Consider the following 20,787-nt stretch of genomic DNA (forward strand, 5'->3'; position numbering starts at 1 on the left):
TTGCATTGACGAAGAATATTCTGAAAATCGCTCAGGATTTTCCTAGGTAAGGGGTTAAAAAGGCACTCACCTCTTCTCCACACAAACCAATTTCTACTTCTACGCCGCCTTCTTTTAGGATGTCGATACCACGACCAGCGTTACGTGGGTCAGGATCTAACATGGCAACCACCACTTTTTTGATGCCGCAAGTCACTAAGGTTTTTGCGCAAGCAGGTGTACGTCCAACAAACGAACACGGCTCTAGTGTTACATACGCGGTCACGTCACTTAAATCGCCGTTGTAAGCCTTGAGAGCTTCAACTTCTGCATGATTGCCACCAATCGCCTGTGTATGCCCCTCTGATACGATTTCACCGTCTTTGACCAGCACGCAACCAACAGGTGGATTTGGTTGACAAGCAGGCAGCGCGTTGCGTGACACTTCCAACGCACGAAGCATAAATTGTTGGCTCATTTGGATCTGATACTCGTTATTCAAAATTTGGGTGATGGATTCTAACGCCAGCATGCTTTCCTCGCTATATAAAAGTGTTTGCAAAGCTCTTACGTTTGGCCTCCCCAAACAAATCAATCCCTGTCTGATATTCATAAAAAATAAAACGGGGCGAACCGAAGTTGCCCCGTTGATTACCACTCTTCAGACCGCATTCCGAAAAAGTGACTAACGAATTCTCATCGTTAGTTCTACTGCACGAAGTTGCGCCAATGCTTTGTTCAACTCCATGTGTGCCTGTGCAAAGCTGATATCGTCTACATGCGCGCGAATGTTTTCTTCCGCCGCTCTGCGAGCTTCTTCTGCCCTTGCTTTGTCGATGTCTTTACCATGAAGCGCAGTATCCGCTAGCACAGTAACCACATCAGGTTGGACTTCGACCAAACCACCAGAGACATACAGAATCTCTTCAGGCTTCGACAAGTCACCCGTAATACGAGCAACACCCGGCTTGATTTTACTGATCAGCGGTGAGTGACCAGGACGAATACCTAACTCACCATCCGCACCTGCTACCGCGATAGCGTGTGCCGGACCTGAGTAAAGTGTGCCCTCTGCACTTACCACATTCAGTTGAAACGTATTTTGTGAAACCGCTATGGCCATATTGCCTCCCGCGCTTTACAGTTTTTTCGCTTTTTCAAGCACTTCGTCGATGTTGCCGCAGTACATAAATGCCTGCTCTGGGATGTCATCGTACTGACCATCAAGCAGCGCTTTAAAGCCTGCAATGGTGTCTTTTAGTGGAACAAATACACCCGGTTGGCCCGTAAACACTTCAGCTACGTGGTAAGGCTGAGTTAGGAAACGTTCGACTTTACGAGCACGAGATACCAAGCGCTTATCTTCTTCAGACAGTTCATCCATACCTAGGATGGCAATGATGTCTTTTAGCTCTTTGTAACGTTGCAGCGTTTGCTGAACTTTACGCGCCACATCGTAGTGCTCTTGACCAACCACTTGAGGGTCAAGCTGACGTGATGTCGAATCCAATGGGTCAATCGCTGGGTACAGACCCAAAGCAGCGATGTTACGAGACAGAACGACCGTCGCATCCAAGTGCGCAAACGTGGTTGCTGGCGATGGGTCAGTCAAGTCATCCGCTGGTACGTAAACCGCTTGGATAGACGTGATAGAACCATTTTTAGTCGACGTGATACGCTCTTGAAGCACACCCATCTCTTCTGCCAGTGTTGGTTGGTAACCTACCGCAGATGGCATACGACCAAGCAATGCCGATACCTCAGTACCAGCCAATGTGTAACGGTAAATGTTATCCACGAACAACAGTACGTCACGACCCTCATCACGGAAACGTTCTGCGATGGTCAAGCCTGTTAGCGCAACACGTAGACGGTTACCCGGTGGCTCGTTCATCTGACCGTAAACCATGGCTACTTTGTCGAGAACGCCCGCTTCCTTCATTTCGTAGTAGAAATCGTTACCCTCACGAGTACGTTCACCTACACCGGTAAATACCGACAAACCTGAGTGAGCTTTAGCAATGTTATTGATAAGCTCCATCATGTTTACCGTCTTACCTACACCCGCACCACCGAACAAACCGATCTTACCGCCCTTCGCGAACGGACAAATCAAGTCGATAACTTTAACGCCCGTTTCTAATAGCGCAGTGCTGTTAGATTGCTCTTCGTAGCTTGGTGCATCACGGTGGATCTCGTAAGAGACTTGCTCACCAATTGGACCACATTCATCGATTGGATGACCCAACACGTTCATGATACGACCTAGGGTTTCTTCACCCACTGGTACCGTGATTGGGTTGCCCGTAGATTCCACTTCTAGACCACGTTTAAGACCATCCGAAGAACCCATTGCGATACAGCGAACTACACCGCCGCCCAACTGTTGCTGAACTTCCAGCATCAGTGAGCCATCGCTGCCATCGTTGATTTTCAGTGCATCGTAAACTTTCGGGCCTTTGCCTTGTTCGAACTCGACGTCGACCACCGCACCGATGACTTTGACGATTTTGCCAATACTCATAATTTAAACCTCAAATTCTCTCTCTAAACCGCTTGTGCGCCGGATACAATTTCACTCAACTCTTGAGTAATCGCCGCTTGACGCGCTTTGTTGTAAACCAACTGTAGGTCTTCAATCAGTTGCGCTGCGTTATCCGTCGCGGCAGACATTGCCATCATCCGCGCGGCTTGTTCACAAGCGATACTCTCAACCACACCCTGATAAACCAGTGATTCCACATAGCGTTGAATCAGGTGGTTGAGAATGTCTTGAGGAGACTGCTCGTAGAGGTAATCCCAACGAGCCTCTTTATCACGTGAAATGTCTTCTTTCGGGAACGGCAGCATCTGCAATACCGTTGGTTTTTGCACCATGGTGTTTACAAACTGGTTGTAAACAAGGAACAAGCGGTCGATTTTGCCTTCGGAGTAATGCTCCATCATGGCATTAACCGCACCTAACATATCTTCCAGTTTTGGTGCATCACCAAGGCCAGAAGTCTGCGCCATTACTTTCCCGAGGGACTGGAAAAAGCTGATTGCCTTCGAACCAATGAGCGTCGTATCTACTTCAACGCCCTTCTCTTGCCAGTCCTGCATTTCTGCCAATACTTTTTTGAACAAGTTACTGTTCAGGCCACCACACAAACCTCGATCGGATGAGATGATGATGTAAGCCACTCGCTTCACTTCGCGTTCTTGAAGGAAAGGATGGCTGTACTCCAGCGTACCGGACGAGACGTGACCGATAACCTTACGCATGTTCTCTGCGTAAGGACGGGACGCCTGCATGTTCTCCTGCACTTTGCGCATCTTGCTGGCGGCGACCATTTGCATCGCACTCGTAATCTTTTGCGTGCTACTCACGCTAGCAATTTTGGTGCGAATCTCTTTGGTATTTGCCATAACGGACTCCTGTTAGTGGTCCTACGATTGCAGCGCAGTGAACTCTTTCAGCAAGCTGTGTAGCTCACTCTCGATCTCGTCGTTGTAATCACCGGATTGGTTGATCTTGTCCAGTAGCGGCTGCGCGTTTGTACGACCAAATGCCATCAACTCTTCTTCAAAACGAGAGATTTGGTTTAGTGCCACTTCAGTGAGGTAGCCCTTCTCTGCAGCAAAGATCGCCAGTGCTTGCTCAGCAACCGTCATTGGTGCGTACTGTTTCTGCTTCATGAGTTCCGTTACTTTCTCACCGTGGTCAAGCTGACGACGTGTCGCTTCATCTAGATCAGAAGAGAACTGAGCAAATGCGGCCAATTCACGGTATTGCGCCAACGCGGTACGAATACCACCCGACAGTTTCTTGATCACTTTGGTTTGCGCTGCACCACCTACACGAGATACCGAAATACCTGGGTCAACCGCTGGACGTAAGCCTGAGTTGAATAGCTGAGTTTGTAGGAAGATTTGACCATCGGTAATCGAGATTACGTTGGTTGGTACGAACGCCGATACGTCACCCGCTTGGGTTTCGATGATTGGCAGTGCGGTTAGAGAACCTGTTTTGCCTTTTACTTCACCGTTAGTGAATCGCTCAACGTATTCTTCGTTAACACGTGCTGCACGCTCTAGAAGACGTGAGTGGAGGTAGAAAACATCACCCGGGAAGGCTTCACGACCTGGTGGACGCTTTAGCAGTAGTGAGATTTGACGGTAAGCCACCGCCTGTTTTGATAGGTCATCGTAGACAATCAGCGCATCTTCACCACGGTCACGGAAGTATTCACCCATGGTACAACCTGCGTATGGCGCTAGGTATTGCAGCGCTGCTGATTCTGATGCTGACGCTACCACCACAATGGTGTTTTCTAGTGCGCCGTGCTCTTCTAGCTTGCGAACCACGTTGGCAATGGTCGATGCTTTTTGACCAATTGCGACGTAAATACATTTAACGCCCAGTTCTTTTTGGTTGATGATGGCATCAATCGCCATCGCGGTTTTACCTGTCTGACGGTCACCGATGATCAACTCACGTTGACCACGGCCGATTGGCACCATGGAGTCTACTGCTTTGTAACCGGTTTGGATTGGTTGGTCGACAGACTTACGGTCGATAACACCAGGGGCAATCACCTCAACTGGGTCCATACGGTTGAATGACACTGCGCCTTTACCATCGATAGGTTGACCTAGCGTGTTCACTACACGACCTAGCAAACCGTTACCAACTGGCACTTCGAGAATACGACCGGTGCCTTTTACTTTCATCCCTTCTGACAAGTCCGCATATGGGCCCATCACAACAGCACCAACTGAATGACGCTCTAAGTTCAGAGCCAACGCAAAGCGGTTATCTGGCAGTTCTAGCATCTCGCCTTGCATAACGTCTGCAAGACCGTGAATTGTGATGATGCCGTCACTAACGGAGACGATAGTACCTTCATTTCTCGCTTCACTTTCGAGGTTGAAGTTAACAATTCGCTCTCTGATTAATTCACTGATTTCATTTGAATTTAATTGCATTTCTATACCCCGTTACACATGTAGGTTGGTCGCCAATCGGCTTAGGTTGGTGAGGACACTGCCGTCATACACGGTCTGCCCTGCTATGATCACCACACCACCTACAAGGGATGGATCCAGTTGTGTTTCTAGTGTGATGGCTTTACCGTACTTTTCGGTTAACGCTTGTTTAAGCCTTGCCATCTGTTCCTCATCCAGAGGTTCTGAAACACGCACTGTTACTGTCATGGTTCGTTCGTAATCCGCTTTCATCTCTTGGAACTGAACGTTTACTTCACTGAGCGCTTTTAGACGCTTGTTCTCTTCCATAATGCGAAGAAAATTCTCGAAGTTTTGATTCAACCATTCACCGCCAGCATGAAGAATCAGATCCAACAATGGTTGTTCAGAACCGTCTTCATCAAGGTCATTCAAGACCAGAAGCGTGTTAGGTTGTTCCAAGACCACTTGGGTAATCGCAAACATTTGTTGCCAATCGTCCAAGCATTCTGCGTCGCGTGCGTAATCAAACGCCGCTTTTGCGTAGGGTTGAGCTACCACTGTCAATTCGGACATGTGCCCTCCTACATTTCGTTGATGAAGCGGTTCACCAAGTCGCGGTTAGCCGAGCTATCCAGATTGCGATTAATCAGCTTGCTGGCACTTTCAATCACCAGATCCGCCATTTCATCTTTCAGCTCTTGGCGAACTTTGCTGCGTTCGCTTTCCACTTCTGCTTTGCCTTCTGCGACAATGCGCGCTTTCTCTTGATTTGCCAGATCAACCGCTTCCGCAACCATCTGTTCTTGACGTTGCTTACCTTGGTTGATGATAGCTTGAGCTTTTGAGCGAGCTTCTGTCAGCAGCGCTTCACCGTTCGCTTTTGCCAGTTCTAACTCTTGTGCTGCTTTTTCTGTTTGCTCAAGACCTTGGGCAATTTCAGCACGACGCTCATCAAGCAGTTTTACAAGTGGTGGCCAGACATATTTCATGCACAGCCAAACGAAAATCACGAAGGAGATCGCCTGACCAAACATTGAGGCATTTAAGTTCATAGCACCCTCTCTTCTATAACGTTATGAAAATTATTAATTCGAATTACGCTACAGCGAAGATGATGTACAAGCCGATACCAACACCGATCATTGGCACCGCGTCCACAAGACCCATCATGATGAAGAATTGAGTACGAAGCATTGGGGTCAAATCAGGTTGACGAGCCACACCTTCAAGGTATTTACCTGCAAGGTTACCGATACCTGCTGCGGCACCCGCTGCACCAAGACCGATCAGTAGTGCACCCGCCACGTAAAGAACTGCGCTAACGATATCCATAACAACTCCTAGAATTGAATTTTGTAATTAATAAACAAGATTTTTGAAATTAATGCTCTTCAACAGCCATGCCGAGATAAACCACGGTCAGTACCATAAAAATAAATGCTTGAAGAACAACAATAAGAATGTGGAACAGTGCCCAAGGAACACTTAGTGCCCATTGCATCCACCATGGCATTAATGCAATTAGAATGAAGATCATTTCACCTGCATACATATTGCCAAATAATCGAAGACCTAAAGATATTGGTTTAGAAATTAACGTCACCAATTCAAGAACTAAGTTCACTGGATATAACAACGGATGTGAAAATGGTTGAGTAGTTAACTCTTTAATAAAACCTTTCACGCCTTTGTTTTTAAACGTATAACCTAACACCAAAATAAATACGCCTAATGCCATCGACATCGTAATATTGACGTCAGCGGATGGTAAGTCACGGAAGTGTTCAACCCCTACAGCACGAGTAAGTGCAGGAATTAAATCAATCGGTAACAAATCCACGGCATTCATTAATAACACCCAAACAAATATTGTCAGTGCCAAAGGACCAATTAACTTGTCCTTCGCTTGAAATATTTCTTTTACGATGTCATCGACGAACTCAAATATTATCTCGATCAAACACTGGAATCGTCCTGGTACTCCTTTCGTTCCTTTCGTCACCGCATAACGGAATGAAAGGATGAAAACGAGCCCCGTCAACCAGACCATGATCATGGAATCAAGGTTAATTCCAAACCAACCGTCGCCGGCGGTGAGAAAGGTCAAGTGGTGCTCAATATATTCATGAGCGGACTGGACAGTCTCCATTTATGCCTTCCTTTCGAAGCGGTCTCTGAACAGCGGCGTTAAGAAGTGACCAAACATCGTCACACAAAAGCCTATCAGGACCACGATGTTGCGAAGAGCCATAAATCGAAACGTCAAAACAAACATCACTATGGTGTAAATGACTTTGATATTTCGACTCAGATGCATGAGGTCACGCAAACTCTCTTCTGGTTTCACCCTAGATTTAATGGACGCGAATACCATGCCAAACAGAGATGGAAGAATCGCAATCAGTACCCCAGTGATTGCTGATTCAGCGCTTAGAGTCCCGCTTCGCATGTACTCATACGCGATGAATACCAGACCCAAAGCTGCTTGAGCAATCAGAATCCTCTTGCCTGCCACCAATATTGGGTCGTCGTGAATATTAGCTTCCATAAATCACCCTTTAAAATAATATCGAATTAAAACTTCTGACAATTAAACTTCACAAAATAAAGCTGCCTAGTGACGACGAATCATATTAAGATGAATTTAATACACAGAATTAAATTTGATCTGATAATTATTATTCACATATTTAAAAATCAAAACGGAATCACTCCGTATTTCCGTTTCCCAAGAAATATACACCGATAATTTTAATAATCTAAATCGAAAAACTTGCAAATTATCATTCCATTTTTGAAGTGTTATTTTATTTGAACAAATCAAAAATGAAATATACATTGAATAAGCCGTCTTTATCAGGGTTAAGACGAAAAGCTTGTCACATGGAAGTGACACTCCATCACGAAAGGAATTAAAGTGATTTATTGGTTATATAATCTTAAAGATACTATTTTCAATATATAGCTGATTAATAAACCTGTTTAATATAAATATAAAATAGATCAAAAGCAGAACGTCGAAGTGACAAGAATTAAATATATGTAGAATATATTATTTAGTCATGCCCATTGTAGCACGCAAAAATAACAACACGACGTTTATTAAAGGATATAAAAAAGGACGCTTTACTAGCGTCCTTTTCGTTTTTATTTCTTATTGCTTGCCTTCTTATCGAGTTGTGGCAAGGCTTTAGGTATCACCCACTTGAAGCGTTTTGGCTTCAACGCTTGTATCCCTTTCCAAAGAGCATTCATCAAGCTTGCGTCCTCCTGCCCCTCTTGTAGGCGCTGTGAACGCTTCTGCCAAACGTCAGTTTCACTGGCTTTACTCATTTCAAGACCACCCGTGTTGCTTCTCAGCTGCTTATACAAGCTTGCTCGAGCAGCACCCCATCGATTCGCTTTCACCATTCGTCTGAAGACCAACCATGGCGGCGTAGGACGAGAACGATAATAACGGTGAATGCTCAAGGCGGCGATAACGAGAACAAATAGCGTCACAGCGCTGCCAATCAACCAGCCAGAATAAGCTCTCACAAACGATTTAAATGTATGCTTGGCTTTGAAGGTCTTACCTTCAATCACCACCGTTTCCAGCGCTTTACTCTTGCTATTCCACCATTGGAACTTGTGTTCAGGCAAGGTGAACTCACCGCCCTGTTGGATCACATACACGCTTTCTTCTATTCGACTCGATTGGTAATCGCCACGTGTTTGCTTATCGTCTAAGCGGTTTGGTTGAGGGTATGCTTGATAACTGGCAGTAGAATCATTGGATAACAAGTCTGGAAGCAACACTGACAAACTGTCTTGTGCATTGATCGTTATGGTGCGAGTGATTGCATCACCGACTTTCAGATCATCATTAGACGTTGTCCATTTCTGATCCACACTCACCTTAGTCGCGGTAAACCATGCAGAGTCATCACTGAGCAACCCAGAAGGCATAGACGCTTCAAACTTAATTGGCTGCGTATAAAGCGTACCAGCCACTTTCGAACCATCAGGCGCAGAGACTTGCACACCAACGGCGACAGGTGGGATCACGAATTGCCCCGAGGCTTGTGGATACAACGTTATTTCCCAACGCTGGCGGGACCACGTTTGCCCCCCTTTGCGCTCGGTATAGTTAGTCGCTAATTGGTTTCGCTGTTTCGCAATCACGTTAGGGATTTCCACGCTGCCAATGCGTGTACCACCGGTGAACCAACGAGGCGTTGCGACTTCGATGTACAAAATCACCTGCTCATTCACGCTGAACTTAGGTGCTTCTTTACTCTCAGCATCTGATCCTTGCTTACCTACCCACGCAAGCAATTCTACGTTATTGCTACGCTGCATCTCTTGGATATCTTGTGCGCTGGCAGTGCCTGTAACCAGCAAGGCGATAATCAGCAGTAAAGCATTTAGCCGAGTCACAGAAGCGTGCACACCAAGTTTGAATACATTCATTATTGAGCTTGCTCCTCTGGTTGTGACTTCAGGTCCGTCTGAGCGGGCTCACGCAGTTGAATTTGGAATTTGGCGCGCAAGAAGTACTTAGGATCGGCCTCTACGCGTTTTAACCACTTATCCGCCAGTTCTTGGCTACCAAGGATTTCGTTCGCATTGAGTTTTTCTTTCAGCATTAACTCTGCTGCGGTTTCTTCATTCGCACCATCCGCGGTTTGCGGGTTATCACCCAGTTCAAACGACTCTTCGGGGCCGTCTGTCGTTCCCGCTTGGCTTTCACTGGTGCGGTTAATCTCTTCGACAATGCCACCAATGACTTTTAGGTTGTGTTCAACATCTGGTCGCAATTGATCACTCAAGGTGTCTTTGTCTGCCAGTGTTTGCAACAAATTACGCGCGGCCAAGTACTCACGTTGACGCGCCAACGCACTCGCAGCGTTGTACAAACCATAGTCTTTTACCGCATCTGAGGGATCGTTTTGCATCTCCAAAAACGCCGTGTGAGCCAGTTTGTATTCACCTGCATAGTAATACGCCGTCCCTTTACGCAGCGGATCCGTAAAGTGCTTTGCTGCTTCTAGGTATTCGTTTTTGTTGAACAGGCGCTGCCCTTGTTGATTTGGCGTGAGCCATAAATCCCACCACCATTGAGACGCTTTATCCAAAACGGTTACCTCTTGCACCACTTCAGGCTTATCCGCTTTGAGCGAGACGGTTTCCGCCATGGCTTTTGGCGTCATAAACAAAGACGTTGATACCATCGCGACCACACACCACTGCACTAACCAGCCCTTACGGAACCAAAGCATCATGATGATTGCAATTGGGAACAACAGTTGATAGCCCATGTCTTTCCAAGGCATGGATGATTCGCCATTGAGTTGCATGTTTCGCTCAACAAAGCGATTCAGCTTCTCTACGTCGCTGTTGTCGACCGTCACTTCAACAAGGCGTCCACCTGTCGCGCTGGCAAGATTATTTAACGAGTCCAAATCGACCGGGTTGTTAGAAACAATGTCCGAGTTACCCGCTGCCAAGATAAGCAATTGATAAGGCTTGTCTGCAAAGTAGTTTTTGTAAGCGGTAATGGTTGCCGGGTTGACCCCATCTGTAACCAACAGAACCGTAGAACCCGGTTGGCCTTGTAATTGTTGGTCAATTAAAGACAACGCCGTTTCAGCCAGTTTACCTTCAACTGGCATGATTTCTGGTGTTATCGCCGCTAGAAACGGTTCGAATACTTTGCTGTCTTGCGTCACAGGCATCGCGACATGAGCAGAACCCGCATAGACAACCAACCCAGTGCTACCACCTTTTCGTGCGGCCAAGAGGTCACGGATCTTTTGCTTAGAACGTTCCAAACGGCTTGGCGGAAGGTCTTTTTGCAACATCGAATCGTTGTTATCCAACACCACCAGCATGGAGGCTTTATCTTCGCCAAACGGTGAAGCTTGGCGCTCCCAAGAAGGTCCCGCACAGATGATGATGGCAATTGCCACTATCACCATAAGCAGCTTGAGCGGCAGTTGTTTTCGCCAACCATAGTCGCCAATCGTTAAGGCTTTACGTAAATGCTCAGGAAGAATGTCTTTCCAGCTTGGTTTGGATTCTTCTCGCCATCTTAACCAAAGCAAAAGAAACATCGGGATGAACGCCAATAGCCACATTGGACGAATGAAATGGAACTGTGTGACAAACTGTTCTAGCCCCATGCTAGAGAAAGGAGAATCAAACATGGTGCTCTCCTTTTACGTTGTCTGATTGTGCAGAAGCTTCACTGTTCACTGATAGTCGACGACGCTTAAATGTCGCCAACGAGAACGCGGTTAAATACATCGCAACCACCAAAGCCATTAAGTAATGATGCAAACTTTGCTTAGGACGGTAAGTGGTACTTTCATAAAGCTGTGGCTCTAACTTACCAATCTCATCATAGGCTTTAGCAAGTTCGTCACGGTTGAGCGCTTCAAACGCCTCACCACCGGACTCTTTCGCAATACGTTTGATCGTATTCATATCCAGTGCAGTTTCACCCACGGTTTGTGGATCACCCATTGCAATCACGTGGATGCGTACATCTTTGGCTTTCGCGACTTTCGCCGCATCAATCGGCTCAACGAAGCTTCCCGTGTCATTACCATCCGTTAGAACAATGGCGACTTTTTCTTTACTCTCTTCTACGTCGGTACGCGACTTTTCGCTTTGCTCAAACATCTTAATCGCCAAACCAATTGCATCACCTAAGTGGGTGCTCTGTCCTGCCATCGCCACATCCGTTTGGTTAAGCAGCTCTAACCATACTTTTTGGTCTGGTGTGAATGGGGTTTGCACAAATGCCGCATCGCCGAACAAGATCAAACCTAAGCGGTCGCCTTTGCGCGTTTTGGCAAAGTCACTCAAAACTTCTTTGGCTGCATCGAGACGAGAGATCTTTTCACCAGTTTTGGACGTGAAGTCTTGCTCTGCCATTGAGCCAGACAAATCGACAACGACCATAACATCTCGGCCTAAGCTTTCACGTACCTGTGGCTCGCCAAGCACTGTTGGCTTTGCCATTGCGGTCACGACCAAAAGCCAAGAGATGATGAGCGTTGCACGCTGCCACCAGCTAGGAGTGAGTTGGCTTGCGCCTTCTGACGGCGTTTCATCAATGGCGTCCACAAGCTGACTAAAGAACGGCACTTTGATGGCCATTTGTTTGGTGCGGTAAGCTGGGACAAGGAAATACACCACCAAAGGCAGTGGCAGGATGATGAACCAAAGCGGATGCTCAAATTCAAAACTGCTCATGCCCAGCCATGAGGCAAGAAGATCACCCATGGCGACCTCCTTTTAGTGCACGCGCTTTGTAGGCAAGCGTGCGCTTTTCAATGTTGTGAGCGTTCTCATCGTGCTCTTTCACCCACTCAGTTGCGCGTTCAAGAAGTTGTAAACGCTCTGTTTTTTCCAGTTCAACACTTGGGTCAACGATACTTTGCAGCCATCGCTTCGAGACTTCGTCATCAAACATTTTATGCTTAGGGTTAAGCTCATCTAACTTGCGCAGGAACGCGGTATCAAACAAGCGAGCATGAGAGCTATCAAGATGAATCAAGACGATTTTCAGAATCGAGAACAGCGCTTTCGGCATGCTGGCATCATCTGGGGTTAAACGAGAAATCGCTTCAATGGCTTCTTTACGGTAACGGTTATCCCACCAGTGGTGTGCCAGTCGGTAGCCGACATACATGAGTACAATCGCACCGACAATTGCAAGGATCTTCCAACCAATGGTTTGTGGCACCCAGCTGACGCTTTCTGGCACCGCGACGTCATGCAGCTCACGCAGAATATACGTGCTTAGAGGCGTGTGTAAGTCTGTCATTTATCGGCCTCCAACGAGTTTTTGGAATTGAGTAATGTGGTCACCTGTTGTATCGATTTCGATATGAGGCAGCTTTTTGATTGCCATGAGTTGTGCCAGTGATTGACGTTGTAACTGGGCTTTCTCAACCAGACTGGCGCTGGCCGCATCGACTTTGGCTTTACTGTCTAAATTGAGCTGGTAACGACCATCACCAATTACCCATTTCACTTTCGCCAAATCTTGCGGAAGCGACTGCTCTAAAGGATCACTTACCATCACCGCGAGGACATCGTTGTGCTGTTGGAGCTGCTTAAGATGATCAAGATGATGCTCTTCGCAATCGCGCCAATCACTGATGAAAATCAGCGTGGATTGTTTTAGCTTCATCCGTTTGATGAGCTCAATCCATTTACTGAATGTCACTTTGTCTGAATCTAACGAGTCCACATTTAAGCGCTGGTTGGCTTGAGAGAGTCGTTTCAGTTGAGCGAGCAAATCGTTTTGCGAACGCTGAGCTTTGCTGTGATATAGAGCAGAGTCAGAGGCGATAACAAACCCAACTCGGTCACCGTCTTTCAATACTCGCCAACCACACATAGCCGCCACTTCAGCAGCGACTACAGATTTCATGACCTCGGTAGAGGCGAAAAACATCGCACTGCGCTGATCTACACAGACAATCACATTGCGGTCTTTTTCTTCGGTGTAACTGCGCACATGAGGCTTGCCTGTGCGCATAGTGACTTTCCAATCTAGGTTTCGGATGTCGTCCCCTAGTTGGTAATGGCGCAGTTCTTCAAAGTTCAAACCACGTCCGCGAAATAATGAGTTATGACGACCAGAAAGCACACTGCCCGCTTTTAAGTGAGGCAGTAAGCTGAAGGATTCGGCTTGCGCTTGTAAACGCACCAAGCGTGAGTAATCGCAATACAAGCGAGGGTCGAGCCCTTGGGATTGAGGAGCAAGCGTTGGCTTTGCCATAGTCCCTCCTGCTTATCCGATTTCTACACAATCAAGCAGCTCTTGCACCACTCGCTGGTGATCAACACCATCGGCAAGTGCATCGTAAGAAAGTGAGAATCGGTGTCCAAGTACCGATGGCACCATCGCACGTACGTCATCAGGCGTTACATGGTCACGCCCTTGTAGCCACGCGTAAGCGCGCGCACATTTGTCCAACGAAATTGATGCGCGAGGGCTTGAGCCGATTTCGATCCATTTTTGTAGCTGGGAATCCGCGTAGCGCTCTGGTTTACGCGTCGCCATCACAAGTGCCACAATGTAATTCTCGACCAAATCGGAAACAGTAATGTTCGGTAACTGACGTCGCGCTTCAATCACAAGCTCTGGCTCAATGTGTTTTGGCGTCACTAATTCACTACTGGTTTCTGAACCCAGCTCTTCACTGCGCACTAAACGAATAATGTCACGTTCAGCTTCATCTTCTGGATAGTCGACGGTCACTTTCATAATAAAGCGGTCCATCTGCGCTTCTGGCAATGGGTAAGTACCCTCTTGTTCAACGGGGTTTTGTGTTGCAAGCACCATAAACAACTCAGGTAATACGTGCGTCTTATCACCCACCGTAATCGTGCCTTCTGCCATGGCTTCTAGCAGCGCAGCTTGTACTTTTGCTGGCGCACGGTTCACCTCATCCGCCAACACAATGCTGTTGAAGATTGGTCCCGGTTGGAAGTGCAACTGAGGCTTACCATCCAACTCTTGGTACACTTCGGTACCTGTTACGTCTGAAGGTAATAAGTCGGGAGTAAACTGAATACGACCAAAGCTGGTGTTAAGAAGGTTCGCAAGCGACTTCACCGAGCGGGTTTTTGCCGTTCCCGGTAAGCCCTCTAAAAGTACGTGACCATTGGTCAGTAACCCTATCACCAAAGCCTGAACCACATGGCTTTGTCCAATGACGCTTTTTTCAGTTTGTTCGATTAATTCATTAATGGCTTGTTGTGCGTGGTTCATGGTGTGCCCTCAAAATGCATAGTTTTTGCTGTGTACATCCTACTCACTAGCCCTATAACTATTGGTTATAAACTTAATACCTAACTAATTTGTAACCATTTATAGCCAATAGCTTATCGCAAATATTAGTTTGAAATAGTAGCTCGTAATTGCTCAATCACCTTCGGCGGAGCCACCTCGGCAAGCTGCTTAATACATTGCTCAAAAGCAAAAGCTACGGCCCCTTGTTTATAGTTGCGTGCTAACACTTCACACTCGGCGTACAAATGCTGTGGACTTCCACCCACTTGGTAGGCTGTGTTCAGTGCCTTACTTGCCGCAAGTATGTCGCTCTTCTCTAACGCCAATCCATAAACATACCAATACTGTGGGTTTCGCTCTGCGGTTTCCGCCGCTTGTTTTAAGTATTGGTTGGCTTTAACACTGTCACCCACTCGCAACCAAGCTAACCCCGCACTGTATGGCAATGCACTCGATTTAGGCTGCGCTTCAATTCCTGCTATCAAGGTTTCTAGTGCTTTTTTGTCGCTACCTTGTGCACGGTACAAATCCGCTAAGTTGGCGTAACTGTTTTCAAAATAAGGCTCTATTTCAATGGCTTTTTGATAAGACGCAATGGCTTTGTCTGTTTCACCAAGGTCTCGATAGACATTCGCTAAGTTGGTTCGTCCAAAGCCTCGATCCGCATTGAAACGCTGGATTTCCAAATAGTCTTCCAACGGCTGTTTGATCTTGTCGCGTTGCAGTGGATTCATTTCTGGATAATGACGAACCAAAGCACTCGCTGCTTCAGCACGAACGGACAACACTGGGTCTGTTAGTAATGGTTCAAGAATTTGCCAGCGGTCGCTGAACTCATACCCAGACGACCCAGCAACAGCCCCAAGACGAATCATGTCGCTTTCATGCTTCACCGCGCGAGCCAGAGATACCAAGGTATTTTGACCGGTATTGCCGCCCATTCGCTCTAACGCAGAGGCACGAATGATGTCACTTAATGATGAATCTTGAGCAGAGTACGCTAACGCATCAGGCGCGCCGCGATGACCAATAGAATCGGCGTAGAATGCCACCGCAAAGTGTTGTTGGTTACGGTATTTCGAATTCGGGAACCACTCGCCTATTTTCTTATCTGCCCACTGGTTGGTTTCGTCTTCATGGCATGATGTACAGACGTTTGGCGTATTGATGTGTTGGCTTAGATCCGGACGTGGCACATGCCAGCTGTGGTCACGACGCGGGTCAACTTGCATGTAGGTCGTTTCTGGCATGTGACAAGTGGTGCATTGAGACGCCTCGGTATTTGCCTCATGGAAAGTGTGATTTTCCGGCATGTAGTCAGACGCAATATGGCACTGAGCACAAACCGTTTCTTCAGGGATTTTTAGCTCTGCGGTATGAGGGTCATGACAGTTGGTACAGGTTACCCCTTTCTCTGCCATGGCAGACTGCAAAAATGAACCGTAGACGTAATCTTCGTCATAGATCTGACCATCGTGATAATAGAGCTCTGGTGCGATTAAGCTAAGACGATATTTATCTAGGAACGAACCTTTAACGTGGTCGGCGCTCTCATTTAACTGTGTACGACGACTATGGCACTGCGCACAGGTTTGAACTTGATGGGTCATCGCGATTTCTTTTGGTTGGAGCGTGCTGTGTCCTTCTTCGTAGACCCACTCTTTTACTGCCATACCTAAATCCCGGTCAAAACCATAGTGATTCGCTGAGGCGATGGTATTTCCAGATTTTTCCGCTTGTTTGGCAAGATCTACGTGTTCACTGGCTGGGCCATGGCATGCTTCGCAACCGACATTGATTTCTGACCACGTGGTTGAATACGTATTGGCTTTGGCATCGTAGTTCTTTTCTAAATTGGTGGAATGGCAATCGGCACACATGAAGTTCCAATTTTGCCCCGTATTCGTCCAGTAGAATTCATCTGTTGGGGTGGTATCTGGGTAAAGATGGAACCAGCGCTGCCCGCCCTCTTCTTTAGTTCTTGAATCCCATGCGAATGGAATTAGCTGCACACGTCCGTCTTCGAACTCCACCATGTATTGTTGAAGTGGATCCCACGCAAAGGTGTAGCTGATTTTGTAATCATGCCACTCATCATCAGGCCCTTGAATATTGACCCAATACTCTTCCCCTTTTCGATAGAAGCGATTTGGCTTCCCGTTGAATGTAAACGTGTGATCATTAAAGTCACCCAATACGGACTGTGCATCAGCATGTCTCATCGCCATATCGTGATGAGAACCTTGCCACGCTTGGGTTTCTTTTTGGTGACAATCTACACAAGCGTCACTGCCTACGTAAGTTAACGTTGAAGATTGGTTTGATTGCGGCGTTTCCTGTGCAAACAGAGAAAAACTGACGAGCGCTGCAAGACCGATTAAGGCCTGCTTCCAACTTGCCCACTGAGTCATAGCTATCCTTGTGTGATTATTTTTATTCTCTGATCAAAGATAGGAGTATTTTTTCTTTTTAGACAAGCAATTACACGAGTTTTAAGAAAAACTGAAACGAGGCGCAAAAAAAGAGGCTCCGAAGAGCCCCACGTTTAGTTGCAATCAATCTATTTATTGTGACTTTCTTGCAGTTTCTCCATCACTTGATCAAGTGAGAAGCTTGCTGCTTTCTGTCTTGGTGGGAATTCTTGGAACGTTTCTAAGAATTTGCCCACGTATGCCTGCGCAGGAACAAGCATGTACGCATGGTCGATCAACCAATCGTAGTAAGTGTTCGACGTAATATCGGCCACTTCGTATGGGTCCATACGTAGGTTGAAGATCTTAGGCACACGTAATGGAGTAAACGGTTCAGCCCAAATTTGTAACGTACCTTTCGCGCGCTGCTCTAGGAATACGATCTTCCAGTTACGGAAACGCAATGAACTCAAATCACCATCATCTGTGAAGTAGAAAATTTCTTCACGCGGCCCTTTCTCTTCCTTACCAGTTAGATAAGGCAAGAAGTTGTAGCCATCAAGGTGGTTTTTGAATGTCTTTTCACCCGCTGTATAACCTTTCAGGAGCTTCTCTTTGATTTGATCATCACCCGCGGCTGCCAAGAACGTTGGCATCCAATCCATATGGTGCATGATCTCATTAGAAACACTTCCCGGTTCAATTTTACCCGGCCAGCGAACCATTGCTGGAACACGGAATGCCCCTTCCCAGTTGGTGTTTTTCTCACCACGGAATGGGGTTGTACCTGCATCTGGCCACGAGTTCATATGTGGGCCGTTATCGGTAGAGTAAAATACGATGGTGTTGTCTTGAATGCCTAGGTCATCCACTTTCTTCAAAAGCTGACCCACGTGGTTATCGTGCTCAACCATACCGTCGGCATAGAAGCTGATGCCCGTTTTACCTAGATTGCCTTCTTTGACGTGAGTACGGAAGTGCATGCGAGTTGCGTTCCACCAGACGAAAAACGGCTTGTCTGCTTTCACTGCACGATCCATGAAATCAAGCGCCGCGTCTAACGTTTCTTCGTCTACCGTTTCCATACGCTTACGCGTTAACGGACCGGTATCTTCAATCTTGCCATCAGCAAAAGACTTGATCACACCTCGAGGACCAAATTTCTTACGAAACTCGGGATCTTTCGGATAATCCACATTCTCTGGTTCTTCCTCGGCGTTCAAGTGATAAAGGTTGCCAAAAAATTCGTCGAAGCCGTGGTTAGTTGGCAAGTGTTCATCTTTATCGCCTAAGTGATTTTTACCAAACTGCCCCGTCATGTAGCCGAGTGGTTTGAGCATTTCTGCAATCGTCGCATCCTCTGCTTGTAAGCCCAAATCCGCCCCTGGGAGGCCTACCTTACTCAAGCCCGTTCGCAGTACTGTTTGACCAGTAATAAAGGTGGAACGGCCCGCGGTACAAGATTGCTCACCGTAATAGTCAGTGAACATCATGCCTTCTTTTGCAATCCTATCAATGTTTGGAGTTTTGTAACCCATCAAACCAAATGTATAAGCGCTGATATTAGATTGACCGATATCATCACCCCAGATGACCAGAATATTCGGTTTTTCTGCTGCGATACTGCTACTTGTCGCGCCGATAAAAGCAGCGGCAAGAATCGCTAATCGGCGCTTAACGCCATAATTCGCTGTCATATAAACCTCTGTCCGTATTAGAAAAGTACATCCTGCACACAAACATATAGCTCACAAAATAGACTATTGCGAATCCGATAGCATAATTAGATGCCAACTCAAACTAAGGTCTTATAAGGACATCAAAAGAGTGGGTTTACGTGACCTGTGTCCCGCTTCAGTTTTCCACACAAATTTCAAGGTTGAAGCATTTAACTGATAAAACAACAAGTTATTTCACTGCATAACTTATGGTTATAAACACTATAAAGCGACATTCTTCAATCGCATCATTAACTTATTAGCCAACGAAGCATGGGCTGTACCTAGGCTTCTTTTCCAACTTACAACCAATTTGGAGTTTTTATGGCTAACCAAATGAGCAAGCTGGCTGTCGGTCTCGGCGTACTAGCAACCTCAAGCGCAGCAGTGGCGGCAGACAAACCAAACATCCTAGCGATCTTTGGTGATGATGTTGGTTACTGGAACATCAGTGCATACAACCAAGGTATGATGGGTTACGAAACCCCGAATATCGACCGTATTGCAAACGAGGGTGCACTGTTTACTGATCACTACGGTCAGCAATCTTGTACTGCAGGCCGTGCAGCATTTATCACAGGCCAAGAACCGTTCCGTACTGGCTTGCTTACAATCGGTATGCCAGGCTCTACGCACGGTATCCCGGATTGGGCGCCAACTATTGCAGACCTGCTGAAAGAGCAAGGTTATATGACGGCTCAATTTGGTAAGAACCACTTGGGTGACCAAGACCAACACTTGCCAACTAACCACGGTTTCGACGAGTTCTTCGGTAACCTTTATCACCTCAACGCTGAAGAAGAACCAGAAACTTACTACTACCCGAAAGATCCTGAGTTCCGTAAAAACTACGGTCCTCGTGGTGTAATCAAGTCTTTTGCTGACGGTAAGATTGAAGATACAGGCCCAATGACGCGTAAGCGTATGGAGCACGCGGATGAAGAGTTCCTAGAAACCTCATTGGCGTTCATGGAAAAAGCCGTGAAAGCTGACAAGCCTTTCTTCATCTGGCACAACACCACTCGTATGCACGTTTGGACTCGTCTACAAGAGAAGTACCAAGGTAAATCAGGCATCAGTATCTACGCTGACGGTATGCTAGAACACGATGATCAAGTGGGTATTCTACTGGACAAACTTGATGATCTTGGTGTGGCTGACAACACCATCGTAATCTACTCAACGGATAACGGTGCAGAAACCGTGTCTTGGCCTGATGGCGGTGCAACACCGTTCCACGGTGAGAAAGGCACAACATGGGAAGGCGGTATGCGTGTTCCTCAGCTTGTTCGTTGGCCAGGCGTGATTGAACCAGGCACTAAGATCAATGAAATGATGGCACACCAAGACTGGCTACCAACTCTAATGGCTGCAGCCGGCGTTCCTGACGTGAAAGAGAAGCTAGCGAAAGGCTACAAAGCGAACGGTAAAGACTGGCGCGTACACATTGATGGTTACAACTTCATGCCTTACTTCCAAGGTAAAGAAGAGAAAGGTCCTCGTGAGTCGCTGCTTTACTTCACTGCTAATGGCGAGCTAAACGCAGTTCGTTGGAACGACTGGAAACTGCACTTCGCGACCCTAGAAGGTAACATTACCGATGCCGTTCGTTTCTCTCCAAACTGGCCGAAGATCATCCACCTGCGTGCTGACCCATTCGAGAAAGCACCGCACGAATCTGGTATGTACCTACGCTGGATGGCAGACAACATGTGGTTGTTCGTACCAATCCAAGACGTACTTGGTGACTTCTTCAAGACACTGCCAGATTACCCAATGCAGCAAGGTCAAATGATGAACCCTGCATCTATCAGCTACCAATCTCTTGGCCTACAAGGCAAGATGAAGCAGCTAGAGCAACTTCAGCAAGAAGTTAAGAAAATGAAATAGTTTCTTTTGCCACTACCGAAAAAACCCACCAGCCTTGGTGGGT

Annotated in this window: 19 protein-coding genes; 1 reads left to right on the top strand and 18 read right to left on the bottom strand. The window is 46.9% G+C overall.

Annotation, left to right across the window (positions count from 1 at the left end; all coding sequences use genetic code 11):
* Positions 1 to 31: 31 nt before the first annotated feature.
* The 18 genes from KHO06_RS22895 to KHO06_RS22980 form a co-directional block, all read right to left on the bottom strand.
* Positions 32 to 457, bottom strand: coding sequence for a bifunctional diaminohydroxyphosphoribosylaminopyrimidine deaminase/5-amino-6-(5-phosphoribosylamino)uracil reductase RibD (locus KHO06_RS22895; protein ID WP_009704172.1), 426 nt, complete (start codon positions 455 to 457; stop codon positions 32 to 34).
* A gap of 207 nt (positions 458 to 664) precedes the next feature.
* Positions 665 to 1,102, bottom strand: coding sequence for a F0F1 ATP synthase subunit epsilon (locus KHO06_RS22900; RefSeq protein ID WP_005431788.1), 438 nt, complete (start codon positions 1,100 to 1,102; stop codon positions 665 to 667).
* Between the two features lie 15 nt (positions 1,103 to 1,117).
* Entirely contained in the window at positions 1,118 to 2,503 is a 1,386-nt protein-coding gene (atpD, locus tag KHO06_RS22905) for a F0F1 ATP synthase subunit beta (protein ID WP_005431749.1), read from the bottom strand.
* Between the two features lie 23 nt (positions 2,504 to 2,526).
* Positions 2,527 to 3,387: a F0F1 ATP synthase subunit gamma gene (gene atpG, locus KHO06_RS22910; protein WP_005431811.1), complete on the bottom strand. Its 861-nt coding sequence runs from the start codon at positions 3,385 to 3,387 to the stop codon at positions 2,527 to 2,529.
* Positions 3,388 to 3,408: 21 nt separating this feature from the next.
* Positions 3,409 to 4,947, bottom strand: coding sequence for a F0F1 ATP synthase subunit alpha (gene atpA, locus KHO06_RS22915; RefSeq protein ID WP_212582597.1), 1,539 nt, complete (start codon positions 4,945 to 4,947; stop codon positions 3,409 to 3,411).
* A 12-nt stretch (positions 4,948 to 4,959) separates the two neighbouring features.
* Positions 4,960 to 5,502, bottom strand: a complete 543-nt coding sequence (locus tag KHO06_RS22920) for a F0F1 ATP synthase subunit delta (RefSeq protein WP_212582598.1) — start codon at positions 5,500 to 5,502, stop codon at positions 4,960 to 4,962.
* Positions 5,503 to 5,510: 8 nt separating this feature from the next.
* The gene (locus tag KHO06_RS22925; protein ID WP_005431830.1) at positions 5,511 to 5,981 is read right to left on the bottom strand and encodes a F0F1 ATP synthase subunit B; all 471 of its coding nucleotides are present in this window, start codon (positions 5,979 to 5,981) and stop codon (positions 5,511 to 5,513) included.
* Between the two features lie 43 nt (positions 5,982 to 6,024).
* Complete coding sequence (gene atpE, locus KHO06_RS22930) at positions 6,025 to 6,261, bottom strand: F0F1 ATP synthase subunit C (protein ID WP_004727739.1); 237 nt, start codon at positions 6,259 to 6,261, stop codon at positions 6,025 to 6,027.
* A 49-nt stretch (positions 6,262 to 6,310) separates the two neighbouring features.
* Complete coding sequence (gene atpB, locus KHO06_RS22935; RefSeq protein WP_005533315.1) at positions 6,311 to 7,078, bottom strand: F0F1 ATP synthase subunit A; 768 nt, start codon at positions 7,076 to 7,078, stop codon at positions 6,311 to 6,313.
* Positions 7,079 to 7,477, bottom strand: a complete 399-nt coding sequence (locus KHO06_RS22940; RefSeq protein WP_005447171.1) for an ATP synthase subunit I — start codon at positions 7,475 to 7,477, stop codon at positions 7,079 to 7,081.
* Positions 7,478 to 8,076: 599 nt separating this feature from the next.
* Positions 8,077 to 9,384: a BatD family protein gene (locus tag KHO06_RS22945; protein ID WP_212583426.1), complete on the bottom strand. Its 1,308-nt coding sequence runs from the start codon at positions 9,382 to 9,384 to the stop codon at positions 8,077 to 8,079.
* Positions 9,381 to 11,117, bottom strand: coding sequence for a VWA domain-containing protein (locus KHO06_RS22950; protein WP_212582599.1), 1,737 nt, complete (start codon positions 11,115 to 11,117; stop codon positions 9,381 to 9,383). Before KHO06_RS22950 ends, KHO06_RS22945 begins: the two co-directional genes overlap by 4 nt.
* Positions 11,110 to 12,201 carry a VWA domain-containing protein gene (locus KHO06_RS22955; protein ID WP_212582600.1) on the bottom strand — a complete coding sequence of 364 codons (1,092 nt, stop codon included), beginning with the start codon at positions 12,199 to 12,201 and terminating at the stop codon, positions 11,110 to 11,112. Before KHO06_RS22955 ends, KHO06_RS22950 begins: the two co-directional genes overlap by 8 nt.
* Positions 12,194 to 12,745, bottom strand: coding sequence for a DUF4381 domain-containing protein (locus KHO06_RS22960; protein ID WP_212582601.1), 552 nt, complete (start codon positions 12,743 to 12,745; stop codon positions 12,194 to 12,196). The genes KHO06_RS22955 and KHO06_RS22960 overlap by 8 nt, the downstream gene beginning before the upstream one ends.
* Positions 12,746 to 13,708: a DUF58 domain-containing protein gene (locus KHO06_RS22965; protein WP_038896274.1), complete on the bottom strand. Its 963-nt coding sequence runs from the start codon at positions 13,706 to 13,708 to the stop codon at positions 12,746 to 12,748.
* Positions 13,709 to 13,720: 12 nt separating this feature from the next.
* Entirely contained in the window at positions 13,721 to 14,704 is a 984-nt protein-coding gene (locus KHO06_RS22970) for a MoxR family ATPase (protein ID WP_045403134.1), read from the bottom strand.
* Between the two features lie 125 nt (positions 14,705 to 14,829).
* A complete protein-coding gene (locus tag KHO06_RS22975) occupies positions 14,830 to 17,136 on the bottom strand; it encodes a multiheme c-type cytochrome (protein WP_212582602.1) in 2,307 nt (768 codons plus the stop codon).
* A gap of 149 nt (positions 17,137 to 17,285) precedes the next feature.
* Positions 17,286 to 18,833 carry an arylsulfatase gene (locus KHO06_RS22980; RefSeq protein WP_212582603.1) on the bottom strand — a complete coding sequence of 516 codons (1,548 nt, stop codon included), beginning with the start codon at positions 18,831 to 18,833 and terminating at the stop codon, positions 17,286 to 17,288.
* 345 nt (positions 18,834 to 19,178) lie between these two features.
* Between KHO06_RS22980 and KHO06_RS22985 the strand changes: the two genes are divergently transcribed.
* Positions 19,179 to 20,744 (top strand): arylsulfatase, encoded by a 1,566-nt coding sequence (locus tag KHO06_RS22985; protein WP_005431821.1) that lies wholly within the window; start codon positions 19,179 to 19,181, stop codon positions 20,742 to 20,744.
* The last annotated feature ends 43 nt before the right edge of the window (positions 20,745 to 20,787 follow it).

It is taken from the genome of Vibrio sp. B1FIG11 (genome assembly GCF_905175335.1).
Lineage (GTDB): Bacteria > Pseudomonadota > Gammaproteobacteria > Enterobacterales > Vibrionaceae > Vibrio > Vibrio campbellii.